Raw genomic sequence first — 15,569 nt, forward strand, 5'->3', positions numbered from 1 at the left:
GGCCGCACTCATTCCTCCGGCCCCTTGACAGACCCCCCGGCAGGCGGTTCCCGCCACGCGACGTACCATGGGGTAAGGCCGTGGCAGGTTTTCGCCCGGCCGAGGCGCGCGTGCCGGACCGTACGCGACGCCATCCACGATCCCGGGAGAAGCGCCGAAGTGCCCACGCGCCACGACATCCGTAACGTCGCCATCGTCGCCCACGTCGACCATGGCAAGACGACCATCGTCGATGCCATGCTCAAGCAGGCCGGTGCCTTCGCCGCCCACCAGCACCTCGACGACCGCATGATGGACTCGAACGACCTGGAGCGTGAGAAGGGCATCACGATCCTCGCCAAGAACACGGCGGTGAAGTATCACCCCAAGGACGGCGGGGCCCCGATCACGATCAACATCATCGACACCCCCGGCCACGCCGACTTCGGTGGTGAGGTCGAGCGCGGTCTGTCGATGGTGGACGCCGTCGTTCTGCTGGTGGACGCCTCCGAGGGTCCGCTGCCCCAGACCCGCTTCGTCCTGCGCAAGGCCCTGCAGGCGAACATGCCGGTCATCCTCTGCATCAACAAGACGGACCGTCCGGACTCCCGGATCGACGAGGTCGTCAACGACACGTACGACCTCTTCCTGGACCTGGACGCCACCGAGGAGCAGATCGAGTTCCCGATCGTCTACGCCTGCGGCCGTGACGGCGTCGCCTCGCTGACCAAGCCCGAGGACGGCACCGTCCCCGCGGACAGCGACAGCCTGGAGCCGTTCTTCTCCACCATCCTGGCCCACGTCCCCGCCCCGGTGTACGACGAGGAGGCCCCCCTCCAGGCCCACGTCACCAACCTGGACGCCGACAACTTCCTCGGCCGTATCGCGCTGGTCCGTGTCGAGCAGGGCGAGCTGCGCAAGGGCCAGACCGTCACCTGGATCAAGCGTGACGGCACCATGTCGAACGTCCGCATCACCGAGCTGATGATGACCGAGGCGCTCACCCGCAAGCCGGCCGAGGTGGCGGGCCCGGGTGACATCTGCGCGGTCGCCGGTTTCCCCGACATCATGATCGGCGAGACCCTGGCCGACCCGGAGAACCCGATCGCGCTCCCGCTGATCTCGGTCGACGAGCCGGCGATCTCCATGACCATCGGTACGAACACCTCCCCGATGGTCGGCCGCGGCGGCAGCGGCAAGGGCGCGGACGCCAAGTCCGCGGTCAAGGACCGCAAGGTCACCGCCCGCCAGGTCAAGGACCGTCTGGACCGCGAGCTGGTCGGTAACGTCTCGCTCCGCGTGCTGGAGACCGAGCGTCCGGACGCCTGGGAGGTCCAGGGCCGTGGTGAGCTCGCGCTCGCCATCCTGGTCGAGCAGATGCGCCGTGAGGGCTTCGAGCTGACCATCGGCAAGCCGCAGGTGGTCACGCAGGAGATCGACGGCAAGGTGCACGAGCCGGTCGAGCGCATGACGGTCGACGTCCCCGAGGAGCACATGGGCGCGGTCACGCAGCTCATGGGCGTCCGCAAGGGCCGCATGGACAACATGTCGAACCACGGCTCCGGCTGGGTCCGCATGGAGTTCGTCGTCCCGTCGCGCGGTCTCATCGGTTTCCGTACGGAGTTCCTGACGAACACCCGCGGTACGGGTATCGCCCACTCCATCCACGAGGGCCACGAGCCGTGGTTCGGTCAGCTGGTGACCCGTAACAACGGTTCCCTGGTCGCCGACCGCTCCGGCTCCGTGACGCCGTTCGCGATGATCAACCTGCAGGAGCGCGGCGTCCTGTTCACCGAGCCCGGCACCGAGGTGTACGAGGGCATGATCGTCGGCGAGAACTCGCGCTCCGACGACATGGACGTGAACATCACCAAGGAGAAGAAGCTCACCAACATGCGTGCGGCTTCCGCGGACAACACGGAGAACGTGGTGCCCCCGCGCAGGCTCTCCCTGGAGCAGTCCCTGGAGTTCTGCCGCGACGACGAGTGCGTCGAGGTGACCCCGGAGGCCGTCCGCATCCGCAAGGTCGTCCTGGACCAGAAGGACCGTTCGCGCACCGCGTCGCGCGCCAAGTCCGGCAAATAACAGGAGCCCTACGTCCGTTCGCCCGGGTTTGCTCGGGCGGCGGTCGCGGTGGCCTCAGTAGGCCGCATTGCCTTGGTAACGCAGCAGCCCCACCCCTCACGGAGTCCGTGAAGGGTGGGGCTGTTCGCTTTTGTCAAGCGGATTTTTGCGTTCAGGTGTCCGCATACCGACCGTGACACTCCGGAAGATGAGCTAACCGTCCGTTTCGCACGTGTCTGTCTCCTATCCGTTTGTCCGGATTTCGGGTTTCTGACGCGGATCGATGTTGTGAAAACGAGACCACTTAAGTGTGGTTTACGGCCTGGCAGTCCCTGAGGATGGCTCCATTGAGCTCGGGTCAATGGGTCACGCGATGTGGGGATCGCGCCGACTCACGAGCACACTCTGGGCAGGAAAATGCTCGCCGTCAGGGGTGTCGGCGAGGTTTTTTTGCCCCTCAAGTCGATCAGTGGACTCATGAGGAGGAAACCCATGCGCGGTGCCAAGAGCGCCAAGTGGGTCGTGGGCGCGGTTGTCGTCGCCCTGGCCGCTACTGCCTGTGGCGGCGGTGACGGTGACAGCAAGGACAAGGGCAGCGCCAACGGTGGCGTGTTCCGGATGGGCAGCACGGAGCCGGACACCATCGACCCGGGGCGTGCCCACGAGTCCACCGGCATCCTGCTGGCCAACGCCCTGTTCACCGGCCTGTACTCGAACACGCCGGACGGCCTGGCCGAGCCCGCGCTCGCCGAGTCGGCAACGTCGGACGAGGGTTGCACCTCCTGGACCTTCAAGGTCAAGCCCGACACCAAGTTCTCCAACGGCGAGGTCGTCGACGCCGAGGCGTTCGCCCGTGGTTGGGCCCGTGCCGCGCACAAGGCCGCCGCGTCCGACGTCGCGTACCACTTCGCCGGCATCAAGGGCTACGCCGAGCTGCAGGACGGCTCCGCGAAGACCTTCTCCGGTGTCACCACGCCGGACCCGACCACTCTCAAGGTCGACCTGTCGAAGGCGGACTGCGAGTTCGTCCTGAAGACGGCGCACAACGCGTACAGCCCGGTCCCGAAGGTCGCCAAGGTCGGCGAAGAGGACAAGGCGTTCGGCGAGGCCCCCGTCGGTAACGGCCCGTTCAAGATGGACGGCTCGTGGGAGCACAACAAGGCGATCAACCTCGTCCGCAACGACGCGTACTCGCTGCAGAAGGCCTCCCTCGAGAAGGTCCAGGTCACGCTGCTCAACGACAAGACCGCGCAGCAGCTCGAGTACGACGGCTTCCAGGCCGGCACCTTCGACTACGCGCACATCCCGACGCCGATGCTGAAGACGGCCGAGGCGAAGTACAAGCCGCAGAACAAGTGGTTCGCCAAGGACACCAACGGCATGAACTTCGTTCTGCCGATCGGTGACAACGGTCCGACCAACAACAAGGACGCCCGTCTGGCGATCTCCTACGCGATCGACCGTCAGGCCATCGCCAAGGGTGTCTTCCAGGGCTACCAGACCCCGTCGACGACCATCGTGCCGCCGGCGTTCCCGAAGGCGTACCAGAAGGACCTGTGCGTCTCCTGCGTCAAGCAGGACGTCGCCAAGGCCAAGGAGCACGCCGAGAAGGGCGGCCTGAAGCCGGGTACCGAGATCAAGTTCAGCTTCAACACCGGTGCGGGCCACGAAGAGTGGGTCCAGGCCATCGCGAAGCAGCTCGAGGACGTCCTCGGCGTCAAGGTCAAGCTGGACGGCAAGGACTTCCCGGGCATGCTCAAGGAGCAGCAGGGCAACGGCGCCACCGGTATCTACCGCTTCGCGTGGGGCGCGGACTACCCGACCCCGGAGAACTTCCTGTTCCCGCTGCTGCACTCGACCTCGATGAACAAGGACGCCGAGGGCAACGTGGTCGGTGACAACCGCGTCCGTTACAACAACCCCGAGTTCGACAAGCTGATCGACACGGCTCGCGCCACCAAGGACGAGGCCGCGCGTACGGCGATGTACAAGCAGGCCGAGAAGATGGCCATGGACGACATGGCCCTCATCCCGACCTTCAACCGTTCCCAGTTCCGCCTGATGTCGACCGACAAGTTCAACGGTCTGGACGACATCAACTTCAACGAGGACCCGATCCTCGAGAAGATCTCGATCAAGAAGTAATCGGTTCGGACGGTATATCCGTCAGGAGCGAAAGTGCCGCGGCCCCCGGGTGACCGGTGGGCCGCGGCCCCGCTCGGCAGGCCGTTTTTACTTCGGCACCCCTCACATCCGCGGGCAATCCCCGCAGGCCGAGAGCCGACCCTTTCCTTGGGTCGGAGGCCGCTGCTCCCAGAAGCGGCCAGGTAGAGAGGCAAAACATGGGAAGGTACGTCGCCCGTCGCCTCGGGCAGATGGTCATAGTCCTCATTGGCGCGACCATGGTTCTGTTCGCGTGTCTGTTCGTTCTCCCCGGCGATCCCGTGGGTTCGATTGCGGGCAGTGACAAGGCTCGCGACCCAGCTGTGGTCGCGGAGCTCAAGGCGAGATACGGGCTCGACAAGTCGCTGCCCGAGCAGTACGTGAATTACGTGGCCAAGGTCGCGACCGGAGACCTCGGCGAGGACTTCGTCCAGCGCCGCGAGGTGTCCGAGATCCTCGCCCCCAAGCTGCAGAACACCGCGAGGCTGGCCCTGCTGGCCATCGCTCTCGTCACGGTGTTCGGTATGGGAGTCGGCATCATCGCCGCGCTCTACAGATACAGCATCTTGGACATGGCCACGACATTCTTTACGACCATGGCCGTCGGATTCCCGACGTTTGTGGTCGGCATGCTGCTCATGAAGTACTTCGCCGTGGAACTCCAGTGGTTCCCACAGCTCGGCGGCGACAAGCTCGAAGGCATGGTCCTTCCCGCGATCACCCTCGCCGTCACCGACATCGCGTTCGTCGCCCGCCTCACCCGCGGCACGATGCTCGAGGTGCTGCGCGCGGACTACGTGAAGACGGCCGTGGCCAAGGGACTTCCGCGCCGGCGCGTGCTGTTCAAGCACGTACTGCGCAACTCGTCCATCCCCGTGGTCACCTACCTGGGTATTTCGTTCGGCGGACTCCTCGGTGGTGCGCTCATCACTGAGGCGATCTTCAACTGGGACGGTGTCGGTCTGGCACTGGTTCAGGCGATTCAGCAGCAGAACAACCCGATCGTGATCGGCGTGGTGACCTACAGCGTCGCCATCTTCGTCGTCCTCAGCCTCATCGTGGACCTGCTGTACGCGGCCCTCGACCCGCGTATCCGCCTCAGCTGACCGCCCCCAAGGAGGATTTCCTCATGTCTGAGCTCGCAACGAGCCCGGCGATCGGGGACGAGAACCCCGTGTCGTCCGTTTCGGCCCCGGCCGAACCCCGACCCAAGCAACTGAGCCAGTGGGGCGAGATCCGCCACCGCTTCGTCCAGAACAAGCTGGCCGTCGTCGGCCTCGTGATCATCACGCTGCTGTTCCTGACGGCCGCGTTCGGCGAGATGCTCGCCCCGTTCGACCCCACCGCGCAGGACCTCGAGAACACCCTCGCGTCGCCCAACGGCACCCACTGGATGGGTACCGACGCCCTGGGCCGCGACATGTTCTCGCGCCTCATAGCCGGTACCCGCGTGGCCATGTTCGTCGGCCTCGCCTCGATCTTCTTCGCGGTGCTGATCGGTGTCGCCCTCGGCGCCATCGCCGGTTACTTCGCCGGCTTCGCCGACACCCTGGTCATGCGCATCGCGGACGTGTTCCTCGCGTTCCCGCTGATGATCGGTGCCGTCGTCATCATCCTGGTCACCGGCCGTGGCATCACGCCGGTGATCATCTCGCTCGCGATCTTCTCGTGGGCCACCGTGTCCAGGCTGCTGCGCAGCTCGATCCTGTCGGTGCGCGAGATGGACTACGTCCACGCGGCCAAGGCACTCGGCGCGAGCGGCTGGCGGGTCGTGCGCACGCACATCCTGCCCAACTCGATGACCGCGGTGCTGGTCTACGCGACCTTCAACGTCGGCACCACCATCGTCGGTGTGGCAGCGCTCTCCTTCCTCGGCGCCGGTGTCCCCGTCGACGTGCCGGAGTGGGGCAACATGCTGGCGGCCGGCCAGGGCTTCATCGGCGTCAATGACTACCTGTGGGTGTTCCCGAGCCTGTTCGTCGTCGTCACCGTGCTGGGCTTCGCCTTCGTCGGCGACGGCCTGCGTGACGCGCTCGACCCGAAGCTCCGGTAGGGCCGCCCAATGCCCCGAGACAACATCAGCAAGCAGGACGAAGGTGGCGGCGTGACCACGTCGGAGATTCTCAGCGTTGCGGAGACGGGCGGCGGATCCGCCGTGCCGCTGCTGGAGGTGGACAACCTCCAGGTCGAATTCAAGACCCGTGACGGGGTCGCCAAGGCCGTCAACGGCGTGAGCTACAGCGTCAGCGCCGGCGAGACGCTCGCCGTGCTCGGCGAGTCCGGCTCCGGCAAGTCCGTGACCGCGCAGGCGATCATGGGCATCCTCGACAGCCCGCCCGGACGCGTTTCCGGCGGCGAGGTGCGCTTCTACGGCAAGGACATCCTCAAGATGTCCGACGAGGAGCGCCGCAAGCTCCGCGGCAACAAGATGGCGATGATCTTCCAGGACGCGCTGTCCTCCCTGAACCCGGTCTACTCGGTGGGCGACCAGCTCGGCGAGATGTTCCGGGTCCACCGGGGCATGTCCCGCAAGGACGCCAAGCTCAAGGCCATCGAGCTCATGGACCGGGTGAAGATCCCCGCCGCCAAGGCGCGCGTGGGCGACTACCCGCACCAGTTCTCCGGCGGTATGCGCCAGCGCATCATGATCGCGATGGCGCTGGCCCTGGAGCCGGACCTGATCATCGCCGACGAGCCGACCACGGCTCTCGACGTGACCGTCCAGGCCCAGGTCATGGACCTGCTCGCGGAGCTCCAGCGCGAGATGAACATGGGCCTGATCCTGATCACCCACGACCTCGGCGTCGTCGCCGACGTCGCGGACAAGATCGCGGTCATGTACGCGGGCCGGATCGTCGAGACCGCTCCGGTCCACGAGATCTACAAGCGCCCGTCCCACCCGTACACCCGTGGCCTGCTCGACTCGATCCCGCGCCTGGACCAGAAGGGCCAGGAGCTCTACGCGATCAAGGGCCTGCCGCCCAACCTGCTCCGCATTCCCACGGGTTGCGCCTTCAGCCCCCGTTGCCCCAAGGCGCAGGACATCTGCCGCACCGAGATCCCGGTGCTGCACCCGGTCACCGAGCAGGACGGCACCGAACTGCCCGGCCGCGGCAGCGCGTGCCACTTCTGGAAGGAGCAGATCCATGGCTGAGCTCACCAAGAACGCCACCGAGCGCGAGCCGATCCTCCAGGTCCGTAACCTGGTCAAGCACTTCCCGCTGACCCAGGGAATCCTGTTCAAGAAGCAGGTCGGCGCGGTCAAGGCGGTCGACGGGATCTCCTTCGACCTCTACAAGGGCGAGACCCTCGGCATCGTCGGCGAGTCCGGCTGCGGCAAGTCCACGGTCGCCAAGCTCCTGATGAACCTGGAGCGGGCGACCGCGGGCGAGGTCTTCTACAAGGGCCAGGACATCAGCAAGCTGTCCGGCCGCGCGCTGAAGGCCGTGCGCCGCAACATCCAGATGGTCTTCCAGGACCCGTACACGTCGCTGAACCCGCGCATGACGGTCGGCGACATCATCGGGGAGCCGTTCGAGATCCACCCCGAGGTGGCTCCCAAGGGCTCGCGCCGGCAGAAGGTCCAGGAGCTCCTGGACGTCGTGGGCCTGAACCCGGAGTACATCAACCGCTACCCGCACCAGTTCTCCGGCGGTCAGCGCCAGCGCATCGGCATCGCCCGCGGCCTCGCGCTCCAGCCCGAGATCATCATCTGCGACGAGCCGGTCTCCGCGCTCGACGTGTCGGTGCAGGCACAGGTCATCAACCTGATGGAGAAGCTGCAGGACGAGTTCAACCTCTCCTACCTCTTCATCGCGCACGACCTCTCGATCGTCCGGCACATCTCGGACCGCGTGGGCGTCATGTACCTGGGCAAGATGGCCGAGATCGGCTCCGACGCCGAGATCTACGAGCACCCGACCCACCCGTACACGCAGGCACTGCTCTCCGCCGTCCCGGTCCCCGACCCGGCCGCGCGCGAGGGCCGTGACCGGATCATCCTCACCGGCGACGTCCCGTCGCCGGCCAACCCGCCGTCGGGCTGCCGTTTCCGCACCCGCTGCTGGAAGGCCGAGGAGAAGTGCTCCGTCGAGGAGCCGCTGCTGGCGATCCCCGAGCGCTTCAAGGGTCTGAAGACCCTGGCCGCGCACGAGTCGGCGTGTCACTTCGCGGAGGAGAAGGCCATCCTGGCCGTCTGACCGACGCGTTCCTTCCGGACGGCTGGTCCCCGGCGCCCCACGGCGCCGGGGACCAGCCGTTTTTCCGCGCCGGGACCGGGGACGCACCCTCCCGGGCCGCGGCCGGGCGCATTCCCCCCGCGACGCCGCGGAAAGCGGTTGCGGCCCCCGGAGCCGGGGCCGGAGAGTGGCGGCATGACCATCACCGTACGGCCCGCGGGGCCGGGGGACGCGCCCGACATCTGTGCCCTGCTCAACGCCGTCGACATGATCGAGATCGGCCGCCCGGAGACCGATCTCGCCGAAGTCGAGTCCGATCTCAACGCCCCCGACGTGGACCTGGCCACCGATTCCTGGCTCGCCCTCGAGGACGGCCGGCTCCTCGCCTACGCCCTCGTCTGGGCGGACTCCGGCCCGGGCCGCGTCGACGGGGACCACTACGTACTGCCCGGCCACCACGAGGCCGCCGTCCTGCTGCTGGAGCGTATGGAGGCCCGCGCCCGGGAGCTGGCCGCAGGGCCCGGGGTACTCAGACTCCAGCTCAACGTGAAGCCCACCCTCGACCTCTCCCTCCTCAGCGGGCGCGGCTACCGCACCATCCGCCGCTACCAGGTCATGACCCGCTCGCTGTCCCCGGCGGCCGACCCGGCGCCGACCCCGCCGCCCGGGCTCACCCTGCGCCACTGCGGCGAGGACGAGGCCGACCGCCGACGGGCCCACGCCCTGGTCGAGCGGACCTTCGCCGCGCACTTCGGCCATGTGGACCGCCCGTACGAGACCTGGCTGGACCACATGGACGGCAGCAAGATCGACTGGTCGCTGGTGTGGATCGCGAGCCTGCCCGGCCACGGCGACGCGGCCGTACTGCTGACCCGCGACGACCGCACGAGCATGGCCTGGGTCAGCCACATCGGCGTGGCCGAGGAGGTACGCGGGCGCGGCATCGGCGGTTTCCTGCTGCGCCATGGCTTCGCCTTCTACGCCGAGCGGGGCCGGGACACCGTAGGCCTCGGGGTGGACACGCACAACGCGACCGGCGCGCTCGCGCTGTACGAGGCGCACGGGATGGGCCTGCACTACGCGGTCGACTCCTGGGAGCTGGCTTTGCACCCCCAGGGGTGACAGGGGCGAGACGCGCGGGTGCAATCGGTCCAACCATCAGTGCACGGGACCCCACATAGGGTGACATTGGCCCCTAAGCGAGTCTTGGGATCCCTAGGAGGCACTCCATGCGCGGAGCCACCCACGCCACGTGGGCCGCATGTGCGGTGGCCGTCGCCCTCGCGGCGACGGCCTGCGGCGGCGGAAGCGACAGCGGCGGAGGCGGTGGCGAGGCGGGAATCGTCAGCTCCTCGTGGGGTGACCCGCAGAACCCGCTGGAGCCGGCCAACACCAATGAGGTGCAGGGCGGCAAGGTCCTCGACATGCTCTTCCGGGGTCTCAAGCGCTACGACCCGAAGACCGGCGAGGCCCTCGACATGGTTGCCGAGAAAATCGATACGACGGACAGTCAGAACTTCACGATCACGCTGAAGGACGGCTGGAAGTTCAGCAACGACGAGCCGGTCACCTCGCAGTCCTTCGTGGACGCCTGGAACTACGGCGCGGACGTGCGCAACAAGCAGAACAACTCGCCGTTCTTCTCCGACATCGTCGGCTACGCGGACGTCCACCCCGCCTCCGGCGAGCCCAAGGCCAAGACGATGTCCGGACTGGTCGTCAAGGACGCCAAGACCTTTACGGTCGCCCTGAAGAACAAGTTCTCCACCTGGCCCGAGACCCTCGGTTACCAGGCCTTCTCCCCGCTGCCCAAGGCCTTCTTCACGGACCACACCGGCTGGCTGAACAAGCCGATCGGCAACGGCCCGTACACGGTGGACTCGTACACCAAGGGCACCGGCATGCAGCTGCGCAAGTGGGACACCTACCCCGGTCCGGACAAGGCGCAGAACGGCGGCGTGGACCTGAAGGTCTACACCGACAACAACACCGCCTACACCGACCTGATCTCCGGCAACCTCGACCTCGTCGACGACATCCCGGCGCAGCAGCTGAAGAACGTCAAGAACGACCTGGGCGACCGGTACATCAACCAGCCGGCCCTGATCATCCAGACCCTCACCTTCCCGCTGTACGACCCGCAGTGGAGCAAGGAGGGGATGGAGAACGTACGCCGCGGGATCTCGATGGCGATCAACCGCGACGAGATCACCAAGCAGATCTTCCGCGAGACCCGCACCCCCGCCAAGGACTGGACCTCCCCGGCCCTCGGCGAGGCGGGCGGCTTCTCCTCCACGGTCTGCGGCGACGCCTGCGTCTACAACCCGGCGGCGGCCAAGAAGCTCATCACGGACGCCGGCGGGCTCCCCGGCGGCAAGGTCACGCTGACCTCCAACGTGGACACCGGCTCGCACCGCGACTGGATGGACGCCGTCTGCAACAGCGTCAACAACGCCCTGGGCGAGGGCCCGGTCTGCACGGTCAACCCGATCGGCACCTTCGCCGACTTCCGCAACCAGCAGAGCAGCTTCAAGCTGACCGGCCCCTTCCGCTCCGGCTGGCAGGCCGACTACCCGCTGATCCAGAACTTCCTCCAGCCGCTGTACTACACCGGCGCGTCCTCCAACTACGGGAAGTTCAGCAACCCGGAGTTCGACAAGCTCGTCGACGAGGCCAACCAGGAGAGCGACCCGGCCAAGGCGGTCGCGAAGTTCCAGGACTCCGAGAAGATCCTCGCCGCGCAGATGCCGTCCATCCCGCTCTGGTACCAGAACGGCAGCGCGGGCTACGCCGAGCGGCTCTCGGACGTGGCGCTCAACCAGTTCAGCGTCCCCGTGTACGACCAGATCAAGGTCAACTGACCGACGTTTCGGATCGATCCTGGAGCAGTCCATGGGACGTTATGTGATCCGGCGGCTGCTCCAGATGATCCCGGTGTTCATCGGCAGCACGTTCCTGATCTTCTTCATGGTGTACGCGCTCGGTGATCCGGTCGCGGCGCTGTTCGGCGACAAGGCGCCCGACCCCGCCACCGCCGCGCGCATCCGCAAGGACCTGTATCTCGACCAGCCGCTGTGGAAGCAGTACCTCCACTACATGGGGCAGATCTTCCAGGGCGACTTCGGCACGGCCTTCAACGGCCAGCCGGTCACCGAACTGATGGCCAGCGCCTTCCCCGTCACCCTGCGCCTGACCATCGTCGCGATCTTCTTCGAGATCATCATCGGCATCACCCTCGGCGTGATCAGCGGCCTGCGCCGCGGCAAGTCCGTCGACACCACCGTGCTGGTGCTCACCCTCGTCGTCATCTCCGTGCCGACCTTCGTGACGGGCTATCTGCTCCAGTACCTCTTCGGCGTCAAATGGGGCTGGGTGCGGCCCACCGTCTCCCCGGACGCCCCCTTCGGCGAGCTGATCCTGCCCGGCATCGTGCTCGCACTGGTCTCCCTCGCCTACGTCACCCGGCTCTCGCGCACCTCCATCGCCGAGAACGTCAAGGCGGACTACGTGCGCACCGCCGTCGCCAAGGGGCTGCCGCGCCGCCGGGTCGTCACCCGCCACCTGCTGCGCAACTCACTCATCCCCGTCGTCACGTTCATCGGCACCGACATCGGCGCGCTGATGGGCGGCGCCATCGTCACCGAGCGGATCTTCAACATCCACGGCGTCGGGTACCAGCTCTACCAGGGCATCCTGCGCAACAACTCGCCCACGGTCGTCGGCTTCGTGACCATCCTCGTCATCGTCTTCCTGCTGGCGAACCTGCTCGTGGACCTGCTCTACGCGGTCCTGGACCCGAGGATCCGTTATGCCTGACCCCGAGCGTCCCGAAGGGCCCGGCGGCTACGATCCCGTCGGGCCCCGTCCGCACGAGGCGGTCTCGCCGACCGGCCAGGGGGGGCCCATGGATCTGGCGCTGGAGGAGGCCGAGAGCGTCGAGGGCATCGAGAGGGACGGCCCGCCGGGCGGGACCGGACCCGGCGAGAAGCCCCGCTCCCTGTGGTCCGACGCCTGGCACCAGCTGCGCCGCAACCCCGTCTTCATCATCTCCTCGCTGATGATCCTCTTCCTGGTGATCATCTCGATCTGGCCGCAGCTCATCGCGAGCGGCGACCCGCTCCAGTGCGATCTGTCCAAGTCGCAGCAGGGCTCCTCCCCGGGCCACCCCTTCGGCTACGACACCCAGGGCTGCGACGTCTACACCCGTACCGTCTACGGCGCCCGGGCCTCCATCACCGTCGGCGTCTGCGCCACCCTCGGCGCGGCCCTGCTCGGCTCGCTGCTCGGCGGGCTCGCCGGGTTCTTCGGAGGCTGGGGCGACGCGCTCCTGTCCCGGGTCGCGGACATCTTCTTCGGCATCCCCGTCGTCCTCGGCGGGCTGGTCTTCCTGTCCGTGGTCACCAGCACCACCGTCTGGCCGGTGGTCGGCTTCATCGTGCTCCTCGGCTGGCCGCAGATCGCCCGCATCGGCCGCGGCTCCGTCATCACCGCCAAACAGAACGACTACGTTCAGGCCGCCCGGGCCCTCGGCGCAGGCAACAGCCGGATGATGCTGCGGCACGTGGCGCCCAACGCCATCGCCCCCGTCATCGTCGTCGCCACCATCGCGCTCGGCACGTACATCGCGCTGGAAGCCACCCTGTCCTTCCTCGGCGTCGGCCTGCGCCCGCCCACCGTCTCCTGGGGCATCGACATCTCCAACGCGGCCTCGCAGATCCGCAACGCCCCGCACATGCTGCTGTGGCCGGCCGGCGCGCTGAGCCTGACCGTGCTCGCGTTCATCATGCTCGGCGACGCGGTGCGCGACGCCCTCGACCCCAAGCTGCGCTGAGGAGCCCCGCACATGCTGCTCGAAGTCCGCGATCTGCACGTGGAATTCAAGACGCGCGACGGAGTCGCCAGGGCCGTCAACGGCGTCAACTACTCGGTGGCCGAAGGTGAGACGCTCGCCGTGCTCGGCGAATCCGGCTCCGGCAAGTCGGTGACCGCCCAGGCCGTGATGGGCATCCTCGACATGCCGCCGGGCCGGATCGCGGGCGGCGAGATCCTGTTCAAGGGCAAGGACCTGCTCAAGATGAAGGAGGAGGAGCGGCGCAGGATCCGCGGCGCCGAGATGGCGATGATCTTCCAGGACGCGCTGTCCTCCCTGAACCCGGTGCTGAGCGTGGGCGCACAGCTCGGTGAGATGTACGAGGTCCACCGCGGCATGTCCCGCAAGGCCGCCAAGCTCAAGGCCGTCGAGCTGATGGACCGGGTGAAGATCCCGGCGGCCAAGGAGCGGGTGGGGGACTACCCGCACCAGTTCTCCGGCGGTATGCGCCAGCGCATCATGATCGCGATGGCGCTGGCCCTGGAGCCCTCGCTGATCATCGCGGACGAGCCGACCACGGCCCTGGACGTGACCGTCCAGGCCCAGGTGATGGACCTGCTGGCCGAGCTCCAGCGCGAGCTGAACATGGGCCTCATCCTGATCACCCACGACCTGGGCGTGGTCGCGGACGTCGCCGACAAGATCGCCGTCATGTACGCGGGCCGGATCGTCGAGGCGGCGCCCGTCCACGAGATCTACAAGGCTCCCGCGCACCCGTACACGCGCGGCCTGCTCGACTCCATCCCGCGCCTGGACCAGAAGGGCCAGGAGCTCTACGCCATCAAGGGCCTGCCGCCGAACCTGCTGGCCATCCCGCCCGGCTGCGCCTTCAACCCGCGCTGTCCGATGGCCCAGGCGGTGTGCAGTACCGACGTCCCGCCGCTGTACCGGGTGACCGAGTCCCCGGTGGAGCGGACCAGCGCCTGCCACTTCTGGAAGGAGTGCCTCCATGGCTGAGCCCCTTCTCGAGGTGAAGGACCTGGTCAAGCACTACCCGCTGACCCGGGGCATCGTCTTCCGCAAGCAGGTCGGCGCGGTCAAGGCCGTCGACGGGGTCTCCTTCGACCTGCGCGCCGGCGAGACGCTCGGCATCGTCGGGGAGTCCGGCTGCGGCAAGTCCACCGTGGCCAAGATGCTCGTCAACCTGGAGCGGCCCACGGCCGGTGCGATCTCCTACAAGGGCGAGGACATCACCAAGCTCTCGGGCCGGGCCCTGCGGGCCGTGCGCCGCAACATCCAGATGGTCTTCCAGGACCCGTACACGTCGCTGAACCCGCGCATGACGGTCGGCGACATCATCGGGGAGCCGTTCGAGATCCACCCCGAGGTGGCCCCCAAGGGCTCGCGCCGGCAACGGGTCCAGGAACTGCTCGACGTCGTGGGCCTGAACCCGGAGTACATCAACCGCTACCCGCACCAGTTCTCCGGCGGCCAGCGCCAGCGCATCGGCATCGCCCGCGGCCTTGCCCTCCGGCCCGAGATCATCGTCGCCGACGAGCCCGTATCGGCGCTGGACGTCTCGGTCCAGGCTCAGGTCATCAACCTGCTGGACCGCCTCCAGAGCGAATTCGACCTGTCCTACGTCTTCATCGCGCACGACCTCTCCATCGTCCGGCACATCTCCGACCGGGTCGGCGTCATGTACCTGGGCCGGATCGTCGAGATCGGCACCGACCGCGAGATCTACGACCACCCGACCCACCCGTACACCCAGGCACTGCTCTCGGCCGTCCCGGTCCCGGACCCGCAGGCCCGCGCCCACCGGGAACGGATCATCCTCACCGGCGACGTGCCCTCCCCGGCCAATCCGCCGTCGGGCTGCCCCTTCCGCACCCGCTGCTGGAAGGCCGAGCCCCGCTGCACGGCGGAGGTACCGCTGCTCGCGGTGCCGCAGGCCTTCCCCTCGGGCCCGGCGGCGCACCCGTCCGCCTGTCATTTCGCGGCGGAGAAGCAGGTGGTCCCTCCGTCGGACCAGCGGCCCCCGCCGCCGCCCCAGCCGCCCCAGCCGCCCCAGCCGCCCCAGCCGCCCGCGGATCCACTGACGAAGGAGTAGCCTCCGAGCGATCATTTCCGGCCACCGCTGCGCGCCCGGCGGCGAAGCGCTCGCCGCACGCGCAACTCCGTTTACGTGAGGGCAACTTGACCGTTTCTGTCCCGAGATCTGGGGCAGGCAACCTGGATGCCGTGCGGCCGTGCGGGTGCCGACAGCCGGTCGGGGAGGCGTACAGCCTCGCCGACCGGCCTCCCCGTGCCCCCACTCATGCGCGGCGTGCGCCCCTCGTGCTGCCGGATTTCGATCGATGCGCTGGTACGGA

The 15,569-nt window shown here is 67.6% G+C and carries 12 protein-coding genes; all 12 read left to right on the forward strand.

Annotated features, from left to right (window positions below):
- Window positions 1–159 precede the first annotated feature (159 nt).
- Entirely contained in the window at window positions 160–2,064 is a 1,905-nt protein-coding gene (typA, locus tag ACIQZO_RS16075; protein ID WP_403626058.1) for a translational GTPase TypA, read from the forward strand.
- Between the two features lie 471 nt (window positions 2,065–2,535).
- Window positions 2,536–4,188: an ABC transporter substrate-binding protein gene (locus ACIQZO_RS16080; protein ID WP_403626061.1), complete on the forward strand. Its 1,653-nt coding sequence runs from the start codon at window positions 2,536–2,538 to the stop codon at window positions 4,186–4,188.
- Window positions 4,189–4,418: 230 nt separating this feature from the next.
- A complete protein-coding gene (locus tag ACIQZO_RS16085; RefSeq protein ID WP_403626064.1) occupies window positions 4,419–5,312 on the forward strand; it encodes an ABC transporter permease in 894 nt (297 codons plus the stop codon).
- 23 nt (window positions 5,313–5,335) lie between these two features.
- Complete coding sequence (locus ACIQZO_RS16090) at window positions 5,336–6,259, forward strand: ABC transporter permease (protein WP_403626067.1); 924 nt, start codon at window positions 5,336–5,338, stop codon at window positions 6,257–6,259.
- 51 nt (window positions 6,260–6,310) lie between these two features.
- A complete protein-coding gene (locus ACIQZO_RS16095) occupies window positions 6,311–7,360 on the forward strand; it encodes an ABC transporter ATP-binding protein (protein ID WP_403626070.1) in 1,050 nt (349 codons plus the stop codon).
- Complete coding sequence (locus ACIQZO_RS16100; RefSeq protein ID WP_403626073.1) at window positions 7,353–8,405, forward strand: ABC transporter ATP-binding protein; 1,053 nt, start codon at window positions 7,353–7,355, stop codon at window positions 8,403–8,405. Before ACIQZO_RS16095 ends, ACIQZO_RS16100 begins: the two co-directional genes overlap by 8 nt.
- 174 nt (window positions 8,406–8,579) lie before the next feature.
- Window positions 8,580–9,506 (forward strand): GNAT family N-acetyltransferase, encoded by a 927-nt coding sequence (locus ACIQZO_RS16105; RefSeq protein WP_403626076.1) that lies wholly within the window; start codon window positions 8,580–8,582, stop codon window positions 9,504–9,506.
- 107 nt (window positions 9,507–9,613) lie between these two features.
- Complete coding sequence (locus ACIQZO_RS16110) at window positions 9,614–11,245, forward strand: ABC transporter substrate-binding protein (protein WP_403626080.1); 1,632 nt, start codon at window positions 9,614–9,616, stop codon at window positions 11,243–11,245.
- Between the two features lie 31 nt (window positions 11,246–11,276).
- The gene (locus tag ACIQZO_RS16115) at window positions 11,277–12,200 is read left to right on the forward strand and encodes an ABC transporter permease (RefSeq protein WP_403626083.1); all 924 of its coding nucleotides are present in this window, start codon (window positions 11,277–11,279) and stop codon (window positions 12,198–12,200) included.
- The gene (locus ACIQZO_RS16120; RefSeq protein ID WP_403626086.1) at window positions 12,193–13,215 is read left to right on the forward strand and encodes an ABC transporter permease; all 1,023 of its coding nucleotides are present in this window, start codon (window positions 12,193–12,195) and stop codon (window positions 13,213–13,215) included. Before ACIQZO_RS16115 ends, ACIQZO_RS16120 begins: the two co-directional genes overlap by 8 nt.
- A 12-nt stretch (window positions 13,216–13,227) precedes the next feature.
- Window positions 13,228–14,211 (forward strand): ABC transporter ATP-binding protein, encoded by a 984-nt coding sequence (locus ACIQZO_RS16125; protein WP_403626089.1) that lies wholly within the window; start codon window positions 13,228–13,230, stop codon window positions 14,209–14,211.
- The gene (locus ACIQZO_RS16130) at window positions 14,204–15,307 is read left to right on the forward strand and encodes an ABC transporter ATP-binding protein (protein WP_403626092.1); all 1,104 of its coding nucleotides are present in this window, start codon (window positions 14,204–14,206) and stop codon (window positions 15,305–15,307) included. The genes ACIQZO_RS16125 and ACIQZO_RS16130 overlap by 8 nt, the downstream gene beginning before the upstream one ends.
- Window positions 15,308–15,569: the final 262 nt, after the last annotated feature.

Origin of the sequence: Streptomyces sp. NPDC097617 (assembly GCF_044761485.1) — a bacterium.
In the GTDB taxonomy this organism is placed as follows: domain Bacteria; phylum Actinomycetota; class Actinomycetes; order Streptomycetales; family Streptomycetaceae; genus Streptomyces.

Excerpts from the sequence above, each read along its gene's own strand:
- ACIQZO_RS16080 (WP_403626061.1), top strand. The coding sequence starts at position 2,536 with ATGCGCGGTGCCAAGAGCGCCAAGTGGGTCGTGGGCGCGGTTGTCGTC.
- ACIQZO_RS16085 (WP_403626064.1), top strand. The coding sequence starts at position 4,419 with ATGGTCATAGTCCTCATTGGCGCGACCATGGTTCTGTTCGCGTGTCTG.
- ACIQZO_RS16090 (WP_403626067.1), top strand. The coding sequence starts at position 5,336 with ATGTCTGAGCTCGCAACGAGCCCGGCGATCGGGGACGAGAACCCCGTG.
- ACIQZO_RS16100 (WP_403626073.1), top strand. The coding sequence starts at position 7,353 with ATGGCTGAGCTCACCAAGAACGCCACCGAGCGCGAGCCGATCCTCCAG.
- ACIQZO_RS16105 (WP_403626076.1), top strand. The coding sequence starts at position 8,580 with ATGACCATCACCGTACGGCCCGCGGGGCCGGGGGACGCGCCCGACATC.
- ACIQZO_RS16110 (WP_403626080.1), top strand. The coding sequence starts at position 9,614 with ATGCGCGGAGCCACCCACGCCACGTGGGCCGCATGTGCGGTGGCCGTC.
- ACIQZO_RS16115 (WP_403626083.1), top strand. The coding sequence starts at position 11,277 with ATGGGACGTTATGTGATCCGGCGGCTGCTCCAGATGATCCCGGTGTTC.
- ACIQZO_RS16120 (WP_403626086.1), top strand. The coding sequence starts at position 12,193 with ATGCCTGACCCCGAGCGTCCCGAAGGGCCCGGCGGCTACGATCCCGTC.
- ACIQZO_RS16125 (WP_403626089.1), top strand. The coding sequence starts at position 13,228 with ATGCTGCTCGAAGTCCGCGATCTGCACGTGGAATTCAAGACGCGCGAC.
- ACIQZO_RS16130 (WP_403626092.1), top strand. The coding sequence starts at position 14,204 with ATGGCTGAGCCCCTTCTCGAGGTGAAGGACCTGGTCAAGCACTACCCG.